The 12,885-nt window shown below is 62.6% G+C and carries 11 protein-coding genes; 7 read left to right on the forward strand and 4 right to left on the reverse strand.

Annotated features, from left to right (window positions below; all coding sequences use genetic code 11):
* Positions 1 to 79: 79 nt before the first annotated feature.
* Both BRA471DRAFT_RS12085 and BRA471DRAFT_RS12090 read right to left on the reverse strand, forming a co-directional pair.
* Positions 80 to 574, reverse strand: coding sequence for a MarR family winged helix-turn-helix transcriptional regulator (locus tag BRA471DRAFT_RS12085; protein ID WP_007607499.1), 495 nt, complete (start codon positions 572 to 574; stop codon positions 80 to 82).
* Between the two features lie 113 nt (positions 575 to 687).
* Entirely contained in the window at positions 688 to 1,287 is a 600-nt protein-coding gene (locus BRA471DRAFT_RS12090; RefSeq protein WP_231171104.1) for a hypothetical protein, read from the reverse strand.
* Positions 1,288 to 1,556: 269 nt separating this feature from the next.
* Here BRA471DRAFT_RS12090 and BRA471DRAFT_RS12095 point away from each other — a divergent pair, with 269 nt between their 5' ends.
* The 7 genes from BRA471DRAFT_RS12095 (at position 1,557) to BRA471DRAFT_RS12125 (ending at position 9,832) form a co-directional block, all read left to right on the forward strand.
* Positions 1,557 to 2,891, forward strand: a complete 1,335-nt coding sequence (locus BRA471DRAFT_RS12095; protein WP_007607508.1) for a substrate-binding protein — start codon at positions 1,557 to 1,559, stop codon at positions 2,889 to 2,891.
* A gap of 99 nt (positions 2,892 to 2,990) precedes the next feature.
* A complete protein-coding gene (locus BRA471DRAFT_RS12100) occupies positions 2,991 to 3,866 on the forward strand; it encodes a branched-chain amino acid ABC transporter permease (protein WP_007607509.1) in 876 nt (291 codons plus the stop codon).
* 11 nt (positions 3,867 to 3,877) lie between these two features.
* Positions 3,878 to 5,725: an ATP-binding cassette domain-containing protein gene (locus BRA471DRAFT_RS12105; protein ID WP_007607510.1), complete on the forward strand. Its 1,848-nt coding sequence runs from the start codon at positions 3,878 to 3,880 to the stop codon at positions 5,723 to 5,725.
* Positions 5,722 to 6,420: an ABC transporter ATP-binding protein gene (locus tag BRA471DRAFT_RS12110; protein ID WP_007607511.1), complete on the forward strand. Its 699-nt coding sequence runs from the start codon at positions 5,722 to 5,724 to the stop codon at positions 6,418 to 6,420. Before BRA471DRAFT_RS12105 ends, BRA471DRAFT_RS12110 begins: the two co-directional genes overlap by 4 nt.
* 78 nt (positions 6,421 to 6,498) lie before the next feature.
* Positions 6,499 to 7,704 (forward strand): ABC transporter substrate-binding protein, encoded by a 1,206-nt coding sequence (locus tag BRA471DRAFT_RS12115; RefSeq protein WP_007607512.1) that lies wholly within the window; start codon positions 6,499 to 6,501, stop codon positions 7,702 to 7,704.
* Positions 7,705 to 8,213: 509 nt separating this feature from the next.
* Positions 8,214 to 9,587 carry a Na+/H+ antiporter NhaA gene (gene nhaA, locus BRA471DRAFT_RS12120; protein ID WP_007607513.1) on the forward strand — a complete coding sequence of 458 codons (1,374 nt, stop codon included), beginning with the start codon at positions 8,214 to 8,216 and terminating at the stop codon, positions 9,585 to 9,587.
* A gap of 83 nt (positions 9,588 to 9,670) precedes the next feature.
* Positions 9,671 to 9,832: a hypothetical protein gene (locus BRA471DRAFT_RS12125; RefSeq protein ID WP_231171105.1), complete on the forward strand. Its 162-nt coding sequence runs from the start codon at positions 9,671 to 9,673 to the stop codon at positions 9,830 to 9,832.
* A gap of 338 nt (positions 9,833 to 10,170) precedes the next feature.
* Here the strand turns inward: BRA471DRAFT_RS12125 and BRA471DRAFT_RS12130 are convergent, their stop codons facing one another.
* Together BRA471DRAFT_RS12130 and nhaD are read right to left on the reverse strand one after the other, a co-directional pair.
* Positions 10,171 to 11,391, reverse strand: a complete 1,221-nt coding sequence (locus BRA471DRAFT_RS12130) for a cytochrome P450 (protein ID WP_007607516.1) — start codon at positions 11,389 to 11,391, stop codon at positions 10,171 to 10,173.
* Between the two features lie 139 nt (positions 11,392 to 11,530).
* Positions 11,531 to 12,811, reverse strand: a complete 1,281-nt coding sequence (nhaD, locus tag BRA471DRAFT_RS12135; RefSeq protein WP_007607518.1) for a sodium:proton antiporter NhaD — start codon at positions 12,809 to 12,811, stop codon at positions 11,531 to 11,533.
* Between the last annotated feature and the right edge of the window lie 74 nt (positions 12,812 to 12,885).

The following is a 12,885-nucleotide window of genomic DNA, read 5'->3' on the forward strand; positions in this document are numbered from 1 at the left end:
TGGAAACCAATCGTCCAGGAGGCTGATGCGTAGCCGGTGCCGATAGCGCAAGCCTGAGTAGACGTGGCCTCCTTGGGGCTTAGCGCGCTGGTTTCGGCCCGCCAGATTCCCGAAACGACCTCAGCAGGCGATCCAGCGCCGGGCTCGCGGCACGGCGGAGCTCCTGAAGATTTCTCTGCGATAGTGCCCGCAGTTTCTGTTCACCTCTCCCGGTCAGCTTGAGGCGCACACGTCTGGCATCCTGCGGGTCGGCAACCCGGCTTACTAGCCCAAGCTTGGCCAAACGATTGATCAATTCGACCGCCGAGTGAGGTCGGATCAGCAGAAAGCGCGCAACATCACCGACTGTCGCAGGACCCGGGCGCACGAAGCCCTTGATGCCAAGCAGCGCCTGATGCTGCGTAGGCGTCAATCCCTGCTTTGCTGCGGCTGCCTCGCTGAAGGCCAGAAAGCTCCGGATTTGGTACCGGAACTGCGCCAGCGCAGCATAGTCGGAGTCATGCATCGAGTGGGTGGCTGCGGATGGCGCAGACCTGACCGCAGTCGCCCGTTGCGCCTTCTTCACCTGAACCATGCCATGCCGTCTCCGTGCTTCCCACCCGGCGACGCGGGCCGTTAGCCAAAAGTAGCAAGCAGGAGCGCCCGCACCAAGCAGCGGGAACTCTGGATACACAGCTATCCGGCGCTCTACTCGAAGCTCGAGAGTAGGATCTTCACCAGGATGACCTGAAACGCGATCGGGATCCGGGCGCTCTTCCGCCTGATCGAGCGCTGCAGCGCACCGGCGATCTCGGCGCTGGTCAGGCTGCCTGCCGAGGCATTGGCGATCAGCTCGCTCCACATCTGCGACAGCGAACCGCCGGGCGGGATTACCGGCTTGATGGTCACGCCGCAGCCCTGCGCCCATTCCACGATCTCCCGCATCGTATGCGGCCCGCAATTGCGCGCCGTCGCGAGACGTTCGGCCGTGAGCGCCCGCAGCAATTCGCGCGACGGCGACCAATTCCCTTTCGGCGGTTGCTCGCCGTTGAGCTCGACTGCGAGCTCCTTCAGGACGTTCTGGGCACGCACGCTCAGCCGCTTCATCGGCCCGGGCACACGCTTCGCCTGAACAGAGCCGACTGCCGGTCCCCGCTCACCGGTCGTTCGATTGCGAGGGTCGGGCATGCGCGAGGCATCGCCGGACTGTGGTGTCGCCCCCTGTCCGTTCACCTCTTCCACCGACCACGCCGCCTCCTGCCGCTCCGCACCTTGCGGCCACGACCGTCGCTTCCGGGTACCCGCCACTGTCGTTCGCCGCGCCATTTCTCTCGCCAAGCTCGCCAGCCTCGTACTCACAAAGGCTAATATATATCGTGATCCGATATGTTTTCACGTGATAATTTTTGTCGTTCGACCAAAGGCGAAATTGACAGCGGGGCTTTACAAGCAATGCTAAGCGCCAAGAGCTACACGCGGATGTGACGTGCCCGGCGCAGCAGGCCTTTGCGGTCGGCTGGCGCCGGACAGGTCGTGCTGGCGCCTGCAAACAAGAGTGATATTCGGAGGAAACGATCATGACTGACGATCTCATTCGCCGCGGCATCTCGCGCCGTGGTCTGCTCCAGACCACCGCCGGCCTCATCGGCGGCTCCATGCTGCCGGCGATGCCGGCCTTTGCCGACGACAAGCCGGCGATTGGCACTTATCCGGTTGGCGTGTCGGGTTCCACCGCCTTCATCGGCATCTCGGTGCCGCGCACCGGCACCTACGCGGTGCAGGGTGAGGACGAGCTCAAGGGCTACCAGCTCGCGATCGAGCACATCAACGAAGGCCACCAGCTGATCAAGAAGATCTCGCCCAAGACCAGCAAGGGCGTGCTCGGCAAGGAGCTGAAGTTCGGCGTCGCCGATTCGGCGGCCAAGCCGAACGAGGCGGTGCAGGCGCAGCAGCGCTTCATCAGCGAGAACAAGGCGATCATGATCACCGGCGGCACGTCGAGCGCCGTTGCGGTGGCGCTGAACAAGCTCGCTCAGCGCGAGCATGTGATCTTCGTGTGCGGCATTTCCGGCTCGAACGACACGACCGGCAAGGACTGCGTTCGCTACGGCTTCCGCCAGAACTTCTACGGGCAGACTGCGGCTGCAGCGATCGGCCCGGTGATGGTGCGGGAGTTCGGCAAGGGCAAGAAAGCCGCGTATCTCACGCCGGACTACACCTACGGCCACACCGTCACGAAGTCGATGCAGGACTTCCTGGCGACCGCTGGCTGGACCACCGTGACCAACCAGGTCGCCCCGCTCGGCGCGCCGGACTATTCCTCTTACCTGCTGAACGTCGCGAACTCTGGCGCCGACGTGCTCATCAACGTGAACTGGGGCCATGATGCGGTGCTGTCGACCCAGCAGGCAAAGCAGTTCGGCGTGCTCGACAAGATGAAGCTGGTCGTCCCCTACCAGGTGCCTTTCATCGCGCGCGAGACCGGCGGCCTGATGCAGGGCGTCTATGCCGCCACCGACTATTGGTGGACGATCGAGGACAAGTTCCCGCTGGCCAAGATGTTCAACGAAGCCTTCGAGAAGAAGTACGGTTACAAGCCCGAATGGGGCGCCGAGAACGCCTATGTCAGCTTCGCGCATTGGGCGCACATGTGCGAGCAGGCCGGCAGCTTCAGTCCGCCCGACGTGATCAAGGCCTACGAGAAGGGCGAAACAATCCCGTCGCTGGTCGGCGACGTGCATTACCGCCCCGAGGATCATCAGTGCGTTCGCCCGGTGATCATCGTCAAGGGCAAGCAGCAGAAGGACATGAAGAACAAGGAAGACTGGTACGACGTCGTCGAGATCGTCCCGGGCGAAGCCCTGATGCAGAAGCCCGACGCCTTCGGCTGCCATCTCGGCGACTACAGCTGAGATCTCGCAAACCCCTGTGACGCCGCGGACTGCACTCCGGTCCCGCGGCGTCACCTTTTTCTGACGCGCACCCTCGCGCGCCACAACAGCGATTGTCGCATGATAAGTTGGCCTAACCTCGTTTCACAGCTTTTCAACGGGCTCGCATTGGGTGCCTTGCTCGCGCTGATCAGCTCCGGCCTGACCATCATCTACGGCACGCTCGGCGTGCTGAACCTCGCGCACGGCGCGATGTTCATGATCGGCGGCTATGCCGGCTTCGTGGCCTACCAGTACACGGAATCGTTCATCCTCGCCGTGATCGCAGGCTCGCTGTTCGTGATGCTGCTCGGCGTTGTCATGGAACGCGTCATTATCCGCCACTTCTATGATCGCCCGCACGAGGATCAACTGCTCGTGACCTTCGGGCTCGGCATCTGCTTCGTCGAGCTGGTGCGCCTGATCTTCTCGAGCCAGTCGCAGCTGGTGCCGCCGCCGGCGCTATTCCAGGGCATCACCAACCTCGGCTTCATGTTCTATCCGACCTACCGCCTCGCCGTGGTCGGCATCGTCGCGATCGCCCTCGGCGCGCTGTTCATCATCCTTTACCGGACCCGGCTCGGCCTGATCGTGCGGGCCGGCATCGAGGATTCGGTGATGGTGGATTCGCTCGGCATCAACGTCTATCGCGTCTTCATGGTGGTGTTCGGCATCGGCGCGATGGCCGCCGGCTTTGCCGGCATCGTCAACGCGCCGGTGGTGTCGCTGACGCCGGGCATCGGAGACGACATCCTGGTCCAGACCTTCGTGGTGGTGGTGATCGGCGGCGTCGGCTCGTTTCCAGGCGCGATCCTCGGCGGTCTGATCGCCGGCGAGATCATCAGCGTCACCTCCATGTTCAACCCCGGCTATGCCTATGTGATGCTGTTTGCGGTGATGACGCTCGTGCTCGTGGTGCGACCGCATGGCTTGCTCGGCGTCCAGGGCCGCGAGTAAGCGATTTTCCCATGCTCAAGCAACGCCCATTCCTGATCGAGACACTGACGGCCATCGGCCTGATCGTGGCTCCCTTCGTGCTGCCGCATCTCGGCTTCGCGCCGAACACCGTCAACCGGATCCTGGTCTGGGGCCTGTTCGGCCTCGGCTTCGACATCCTGTTCGGCTTCACTGGGCTATTGTCGTTCGGCCAATCCGCCTTCTACGGCACCGGCGGCTTCGTCGCCGCCTACCTCCTGACGCGCGCCGGCTTCGGCAACGTGCTGGGTGCGCTGATCATCGGCATGATCGCGGCCGCGGCGACCGGATACCTTGTCGGCCTGATTGCGCTGCGCCGGACTGGCATCTATTTCGCCATGATCACCGTGGCGATCGCGCAGGTCTTCTTCTTCGTCGAGTTCAATCCTTTGTCGGATTTCACCGGCGGCGAGAACGGGCTGCCGGGGGTGCCGACGCCGAGCTTCAATCTCGGCTTCACCACGCTCCACTTCACCAATGGCTGGTCGCTCTACCAGTTCATCGCGCTTTGCTACTTCGTCGGCGTCATCATCGCGCTCAGGATCGTGCGCTCGCCGGTCGGCGCTATTTTCAGCGCGATCCGGGACAATCCGCTGCGCGCCACCGCGGTCGGGCACAACATCCACGGCTACAAGCTGACGGCCTTCGTGATCGCGGCGGCTTACGCCGGTTTCGCCGGCGGCCTGCTCGGCGTGCTCCAGGCCTTCATGCCGCCTGATGCCTTCACTTTCGACACCTCGGGCCAGCTCGTGATGCAGACGGCCATCGGCGGCAGGGGCACGTTGTTCGGACCGCTGGTCGGCGCAACCGTGTGGCTGTTCCTGCAGGATTTCCTGCAGTCCGCGCTCGGCCTGGGAGCGGCCTGGAAGCTGGTGCTGGGCGTCGTGTTCGTGCTGCTGGTCTGCTTCCTGCGCGGCGGCATCATCGGCGGTCTTGCCGATCTATATCGCCTTGTCTCGGACGGGCGGAAGCGGAGGGAAGCGGAAGTGGGGCAAGAGGCCGCTGACGGCGAGGCCGCGCAGCATCTCCCGCCCGCGCCGATGCAGGCGAAGGAGGTCGCGCATCCCGTCTATTCCGGGCCGATTCTCAAAGCCACCGGCCTTACCAAGCGCTATGGCGGGCTCATCGCCAACAGCGACATCGATTTCAGCGTCAACCAGGGCGAATTGCGCGGCATCATCGGCCCCAATGGTGCCGGCAAGTCGACCTTCTTCAAGATGCTGACCTGCGAGATCGCGCCGACCTCCGGCCAGATCGTGTTCGAGGGGCGCGACATCACGGGCTTGAAGGTCACCGAGGTTTGCCAGCTCGGACTGACCAAAAGCTATCAGGTCAACCAGCTCTTCACCGGGCTGACGGTGCGGGAGAACCTGACGATCGCCGCACTCGCAGAGCTGCGCGGAAAATTCCGGCTCGACCCGTTCCGCACGCTCGCCGGCGTCAAGGGCCTGACGGAGCAGGTGGCGCACACGCTCGCTTTGGTGAACCTGACTCGTCGTGCCGACACGCCGGTGTCCGAGCTTGCGTATGGCGAGAAGCGCAGGCTGGAAATCGGGCTTGCGCTCGCCACGTCGCCGCGCCTGCTGCTGCTTGACGAGCCGCTCGCCGGCATGAGCCCGCGAGAGCGTGTCGAGACCGTCAAGCTGCTCAAGTCGATCGCGCGCGGCCGTACCATGATCATCATCGACCACGACATGGATTCCCTGTTCGAGCTGGTCGAGCGCGTCACCGTGCTCCAGGAAGGCCGGGTGCTGGTCTCCGGCACGCCGGAGGAAATCAAGGCCAACGCCGCCGTCCAGGAAGCCTATCTCGGCGGGGTGCACGGAGAAATCGCGGCATGAGCCTGATCGAGGTCAACGGCCTGAACAGCTATTACGGGGACTCCCACATCTTGTTCGACGTCGCCATGCACGTCGAGCGTCACGAGGTGGTGGCGCTGCTCGGCCGCAACGGCGCCGGCAAGAGCACGACGCTGAAGAGCCTGATGGGCGTCGTGACGCCGCGTAGCGGCAGCGTGAAGTTCGACGGCATCGATATCGCCGGCCGAAAGAGCCACAGAATCGCGCAGGCCGGCATGCAGCTCGTGCACGAGGAGCGCCGCATTTTCGGCAGCCTGTCGGTGGAAGAGAATATCCTGCTCGCCGGGATCACGGCGCCCAAACGCTGGCCTCTCGACCGCATCTACGAGATGTTTCCGCGACTGAAGGAGCGGCGTAGCAACCGCGGCACCGAGCTGTCGGGCGGCGAACAGCAGATGCTCGCTATCGCGCGGGCGCTGGTGCGCGATCCCAAGATCGTGCTGCTGGACGAGCCGTTCGAGGGGCTCGCGCCCGTCATCGTCCACGATCTCGTCAAGGCCTGCCGCGAGCTCGCCGCCGCCGGCCAGACCATCGTGCTGGTCGAGCAGAATTTGGCGGCGACGCTGGCGCTGGCGAGCCGGATCTACATCATCAACAACGGACACATCGTGCACGACGGGCCAGCTCGGGAGCTCAAGGCACAACCGGAGCTGCTCCAGCGCTATCTCGGCGTCTAGTTGATTTCACCGAGCGCGACGTGACGACGCGAAGTCTTGACGACTTCGCGCTGAAATCGAAAAGGAGGAACACGTCAAATGAAATACATTGCGGTAAGAGCGGTTCAACTGTTGCTGGCAGCGTCGATGGCGGTGACGACTGCACACGCGGCCGAAAACAAGGTCGTGATCGGCGATATCGACGACATGTCCGGCCTGTATGCCGACGTGATCGGCCCCGGCGGCGTCGAGGCGGCCAAGATGGCGATCGAGGATTTTGGCGGCAGCGTGCTCGGGAACAAGATCGAGTTCATGGTGTCCGATCACCAGAACAAGCCCGACGTTGGAGCGCAAAAATTCCGCGAATGGGCCGATCGCGACGGCGTTACGATGATTCTCGGCGGCTCGAACACGGGAGTCAGCCTGGCGATGAACAATGTCGCCAAGGAGAAGAAAATTCCGTTCATCGCCATCGGCGCAGCCGGCGCATCGCTGACCGGCAAGGACTGCACACCCTATACGGTGCACTACGTCTACGACACGACGGCTCTCGGCAACGGTACCGCCAAGACCATGGTGAAGCAGGGCGGTAAAAGCTGGTTCTTCCTCACCGCCGACTACGCCTTCGGCACCCAGTTGCAGGAATCCGCCTCGAAGGTGGTTGAGGCCAATGGCGGCAAGGTGATCGGCGCCGTGCGCGTTCCGCTCTCCACGTCGGACTTCTCGAGCTATCTGCTCCAGGCGCAAAACGCAGGTGCGCAGGTGCTTGGACTCGCCAATGCCGGCAACGACTTCACTAACTCGATCAAGGCTGCCGACGAGTTCGGCATCGCCAAGACGATGAAGCCGGCCGCATTGCTCGCCTTCATCAGCGACATTCACAGCCTCGGCCTCAAGACCGCACAGGGCCTGTATCTCACCACCGGCTGGTATTGGGATCTCAACGAGAAGACCCGCGCTTTCGCCAAACGCTACTATGAGAAGACGAAGCGCGAGCCCACCATGAATCAGGCGGGCTACTATTCGGCGACCATGAGCTACCTCAACGCGGTCAAGGCTGCCGGATCCGCCAATTCAGAGAAGGTCATGGCGGAGCTCAAGAAGATGAAGATCGACGACATGTTCACCAGCAACGGCAAGATCCGTGCCGACGGCCTGATGGAGCATGAGATGTATATCATGCAGGTCAAGAAACCCGATGAGTCCAAACAACCTTGGGACTATTACAAACTGGTTCACACTATGTCGGGCGAAGAAGCATTCGGAAAGTTGTCCGACTCGGCGTGTCCGCTGGTTACACACTGATAGTCGTGTTCCGACCGCGTGGTCGCATAACAGGAGCGCACCCGCAGGTGCGCTCCTCTTGGAGTACGTAACGGGCGGGCGTGCGCGGCGGCACATCCGCGGCGCTTCCTCTCTCGCTGCCGGGCAGCCCGACCAAAACTCCGATCCTGGCGGCAACCTATGGTGTCGTGTTGTTCAGCGCTGCGCCGAGCCCCTGTAGAACTCCCCGCAACACCAACCAGAGGCGGATTTCAGTCCGCCGGGGACGTGCCGCCAAGCGCAAGGGCGGAACCTGCCAGGCGTTGTAGCGCGCCGGTACCGCTCCTGAGTCTGAAAGGATTCCGAGCGCCTGCGAGCACACACACCCGGAATGAGTGCCGCCCGAGAGGGCGGATGCAGCTGCTGCCGCCTGATCCTCTCCACGGCCGACTCCCCGGACGCCGTGTTCCGTCGTGGAAGGTTGAAATGACGCCCATGCGATGTATAACCGGGGCTCGGGTGTTCGCTGTATCGGCAGCGACAGGAAAGCGATGGTCGGGCCGCCACGCGGAGATCCTGCGCCCGTGAACCACAATCCTCCGTTTGACGGTCTGCCGAAAGCCCAGCAGCTGGCGGAACAGGCCCTCAACACCCTTCAGCGGTTCCTGCATGTCGAGGCCGTCAGCGGTGCGGTCCTGCTCGCTGCCGCCGCCGCTGCACTGATCTGGGCGAATTCCCCGGTGGCTCACAGTTATCACGATTTCTGGCACCTTCCGGTGACGATCGCCCTGGGAGAATTCGTCTTTTCACGCTCGCTGCATTTCTGGGTCAACGACGTGCTGATGACCGTGTTCTTCCTCGTCGTGGGCATGGAGATTCGGCGGGAAGTCCACGAAGGGGCGCTGAGCAGGCTGGACCAGGCCATGCTGCCGCTGGTCGCGGCGATTGGTGGCGTCGTCCTCCCGGCACTGATCTATCTGAGCCTCAACGCCGGTCCGGATCGAGGGCAGGGCTGGGCCGTGCCTACGGCGACGGACATCGCCTTCGCAGTCGGAGTGCTCGCCCTGCTCGGACGAAGAATCCCGGTCAATTTGCGGGTCTTCCTCCTTGCTCTGGCTATCATCGACGACATCATTGCAGTGCTGATCATCGCGCTCTTCTACACCGCAGGCCTTCAGCCTGGCGGTTTCGTCGTGTCGATGATCGGCGTTGTCGCCGTCCTGGGCTTTCGCCGGATCGGAGTCGGCTCTGCGCTTTTCTACCTCCTGCCTGGTTCTCTGGTTTGGATCGGGTTCATGGCGGCTGGGATCCATCCCACCCTAGCGGGTGTGCTGCTCGGGCTGATGACTCCCGCGCGCGCCATCCCCATGCGTGAGCCACCCCTGGAGATGGTCTCTCGCGCTCTCAAGCAATTGCGAAGCAGCGATGCGGTTAGGGCGAAGGATCCGCACAGGTTGGCGCAACCACTGCGGGACCTGCGCGTGGCCCAACGGGAGCTACTGCCGCCGGTCTCTCGGGTGCAGACGGCGCTGCATCCGTGGGTGGCATACCTCATCATGCCGATCTTCGCGCTGGCGAACGCCGGCGTCGCGCTGACGGGCGTCGATCTGCCCGCGGGCGGGCATTTGGTGATGCTGGGCACTGCGCTCGCCCTGGTCGCCGGCAAGCCGCTTGGCGTCGTCGGCGCGACTTGGGCGGCCGTACGACTCGGCTGGTGTCGGTTGGCCCCGGGCGTTTCGTGGGCTGGGGTCTGCCTTGTCGGGCTGCTGGCCGGCATCGGTTTTACGATGTCGATCTTCATCTCGATGCTCGCCTTCTCTGATGAAGGACTGCTGACGGCGGCCAAACTGGGCGTCCTTCTCGGCTCGCTCATCGCGGCCATGCTCGGCCTCGGCTGGGGATTCAGCCAAGTCCGGCGCTTGTGAAAGTCCAACCGATGCCCTTTAGAGCCCCGCATGTCTCGTTCGTGTCATTTGCCGTCGAGGTCCAATCCTCCGGAGTGACACAGGTGATGATCGTCGAGACGGACCTGCACCTGAATCCGCGGCATCCCGCCTACGACCGCTTGGCCGTCACACAACTGATCGCAGCGGCAGAGGCGTACACCAGCGCCAATGTGGAAGGTCCTTCTTCCATTCGGCTCATTTCGACCCGCAGCGGGGAAATCTAACGGTATCATCAGCCGCGGCCCTGCTACGACTCGTAAACCGGAGGCGGGATGACCGAGGCGAGGTATTTGAGTGCGGAGGTAGCATTGCTCCGGCCGCCCGGAAGGGTTGGTAGGCGACTATGAAACATGTGCCGTCGTTGCTGGGCGTCATCGCCCTGTTTTGCATCGTGTTCTTCCTGACGAGAGCGTCGCTTTCAACGCCTCAACTAGCGGCTGGCATTTGCATTGCTCTCCTCGTCTATGCCGCCACCATGGTCTGGCATATCCGCAACATCCTTCGGTAATCGAAAGAGGCGGCAAGGCGCGAGCAGCCGATGGCCCAGTTCTCGGACCGGCCCTTAGGCCGCCAGTCGCACCGGCAATCTCGCCAACGCGCGGATGCCAAGCCGCTTGTGCCAACTGATGTCTTCGGGCTGCCGGGCAAGCCGCAAAGCGGGAAAGCGATCCAGGATGCGCTGAATGCCTATCGACGCTTCTGCGCGCGCGAGCTGGAATCCGAGGCAAAAGTGTGCGCCGGTGCCGAACGAGAGGTGCGGATTGGGATGGCGGCCGATGTCGAACGTGTGGGGCTGCTCGAACCGTGTCGGGTCGCAGTTCGCCGCGGCAAGAAATGCCGCAAACATCTCGCCGCGCCGGACCTGGCGTCCTTGCCAGATCCAATCCCGGGTCGCGAAACGGGGCTTGGTCATCTGCACGGGGGAGACGTAGCGAAGACATTCCTCGATGCATGTCGGCATCAGGCCCGGGTCTTGGCGCAACCGGCTCAACTGGTCCCTATTCGTGAGCAGCGCGTAGAGACCGCCCGATATCAGATGCGTGGTCGTTTCCTGTCCCGCACCGAAGAGGAGGAAGATCATGGAGACGATTTCGTCCTCGCTGAGCCTCTGGCCTTCGATCTCCGCCTCGCGCAGCGCAGCGATCAGCCCCTCCGGCCGCGCCCCGCCGCCGGGTCTCGAAACGCGCCGAAGGTACCGCACGACGCTGATCACACCGGGGATGGCGCGTATCACCGCAAAGACATTCGCAGTATCCTTCAACCGGCCCAACCAGTTCTTGAACCGGTCGTGATCCTTCTCCGGCAACCCTAGCATCGCGCAGATTACCGAAAGGGGCAGATCGCGGCAGAACTCTGCCATGAGATCGGCCTCGGGCTTGGCGTCCAGCTTGTCGAGCAGCCGATCGGCCGTCTCAACGATCGTCGGCTTGAGAGCTGCGATCGTGCGCCTCTGGAAGGCGTGGTCGACGAGGGCACGCAGGCGACGGTGCTCCGGATCGTCGTGGCCGAGCATGTTCGACGCAAGAAGCCCGAGCGTCCTCGGGAGAACTTTCAATATCCGCTCCTGCGTTCTGCTTCCGGCGTTGGCGGGATCGCGCGCGAAGTCCTGGCTGTTTTTCAACAGGTCTGCGCAGCTCTCATGGCTCGCCGCGAGCCAGGTGCGGCCGACGATCGGCAACCTCAAGCGCACCACCGGGCCTTCGGTTCGCATGCGGTCGAGCGTCGTAAAAGGGTTCGCGTGAAACTCCGGGGACAAGATGTCGAACCGTCGCTCGTCGAACATGTCTGCTTCCGCGCTTCTGTTTGTTGTGGTTGGAAATTGAGCGGTGCTCCGTCCTGAACGCCGCGCGTGCGGGCGGTGCGACTAGCCGCTCTGCCGAGGGGTTGAATCCTTGGACAGACACACTGAAAAGAATCTGCGTTCAGTGAAAGTACCGGAACTGCACAATGTAGACCGCCGCTCCGGCGAAGTATCCGAGAATCGCGAGTACGCTGATTTTTCGCATGTACCAAATGAACTGGATCTTCTCGATTCCCATCGCGGCAACGCCCGCAGCGGAGCCGATGATCAGTATCGATCCGCCCGTGCCGGCGCAGTAGGCGATGAATTCCCAGAGGAAACTGTCCGGTGGATACTGGCCCATTCCATACATGCCCATCGATGCTGCGACCAATGGAACGTTGTCGACGATGGCGCTGAGCAGCCCCAACGCAAGCACGATTGCGTCGGTGCGGCCGATGCTTTGATCCAGCCAGGCTGCAAGGGCGGCCAGAATATGGGTGTGCTCCAGCGTGGCAACGGCCAGCAGAATGCCCAGGAAGAAGACGATTGAGCTGAGGTCGATCTGGGTAAGAGCGTGCGCCACAGTCAACGGCCTTCTCTCCAGCAGTTGCTTCCGGCGATGAATGACCTCTCCGACGAGCCACAATGTTCCCAAGCCGAAGAGGATGCCCATGAAAGGCGGCAGGTGCGTAACGGTTTTGAACGCTGGCACCAGGACGAGGATGGCAACCCCGAGGGTGAACATGACGTTTCGTTCGAAGGCGGGCGTAAAGGCATCGTCGCTGCCATCGACCTTGGGAGCCGCGAAGGTTCGCCCGCGCAACCGGTAATTCACGATGAGCAGCGGGATCAGCATGTTCGTGAGGGACGCGAGGAATAGCGTCTTGACTATGGCGAGAGCGGTGATCTGGCCGCCGATCCACAGCATGGTCGTGGTGACGTCCCCGATGGGGGACCACGCGCCGCCTGCGTTGGCAGCGATCACGATCATCGCGACGAACAACAGCCGATCACTTTGCTTGTCCAGCAGCTTCCTGATCAGCGAAACCATGACGATGGTGGTGGTGAGATTATCCAACACGGCGCTCAGAAAAAACGTCACGGTGCAGATGAGCCACAGCAGGGTCGTCAATTTCTTCGTGTTGATTTGCGAGGTGATGATCTCGAATCCGTCGTGGGCGTCTATGACCTCGACGATGGTCATGGCGCCCATCAGGAAAAATATGATCCCTGCCGTCGAACCGATGGTCTCGCGGAGCTGATCGACGATCGCTTCGTGGTCAGTTGCACCCACGGCATAGATCGTCCAGAGCAGGCCGGCCCCAAAGAGGGCGGAAGCTGATTTCTCTATTTGGATCGGGTGCTCAAGCGCTATAGCGGCATAAACCACGACGAAAACGACGACGAGTGCGACCAGCAAAACGAACCTCCGAATCCGAATTTCGGGCCGATCATGCCCGAACCGGACTGCGCTAAGAAGCCTCATGTGCTGAA

The sequence above is a fragment of the Bradyrhizobium sp. WSM471 genome, assembly GCF_000244915.1.
GTDB lineage: Bacteria > Pseudomonadota > Alphaproteobacteria > Rhizobiales > Xanthobacteraceae > Bradyrhizobium.

Excerpts from the sequence above, each read along its gene's own strand:
- BRA471DRAFT_RS12085 (WP_007607499.1), bottom strand. The coding sequence starts at position 574 with ATGGTTCAGGTGAAGAAGGCGCAACGGGCGACTGCGGTCAGGTCTGCG.
- BRA471DRAFT_RS12095 (WP_007607508.1), top strand. The coding sequence starts at position 1,557 with ATGACTGACGATCTCATTCGCCGCGGCATCTCGCGCCGTGGTCTGCTC.
- BRA471DRAFT_RS12100 (WP_007607509.1), top strand. The coding sequence starts at position 2,991 with ATGATAAGTTGGCCTAACCTCGTTTCACAGCTTTTCAACGGGCTCGCA.
- BRA471DRAFT_RS12105 (WP_007607510.1), top strand. The coding sequence starts at position 3,878 with ATGCTCAAGCAACGCCCATTCCTGATCGAGACACTGACGGCCATCGGC.
- BRA471DRAFT_RS12110 (WP_007607511.1), top strand. The coding sequence starts at position 5,722 with ATGAGCCTGATCGAGGTCAACGGCCTGAACAGCTATTACGGGGACTCC.
- BRA471DRAFT_RS12115 (WP_007607512.1), top strand. The coding sequence starts at position 6,499 with ATGAAATACATTGCGGTAAGAGCGGTTCAACTGTTGCTGGCAGCGTCG.
- nhaA (WP_007607513.1), top strand. The coding sequence starts at position 8,214 with ATGGTCGGGCCGCCACGCGGAGATCCTGCGCCCGTGAACCACAATCCT.
- BRA471DRAFT_RS12130 (WP_007607516.1), bottom strand. The coding sequence starts at position 11,391 with ATGTTCGACGAGCGACGGTTCGACATCTTGTCCCCGGAGTTTCACGCG.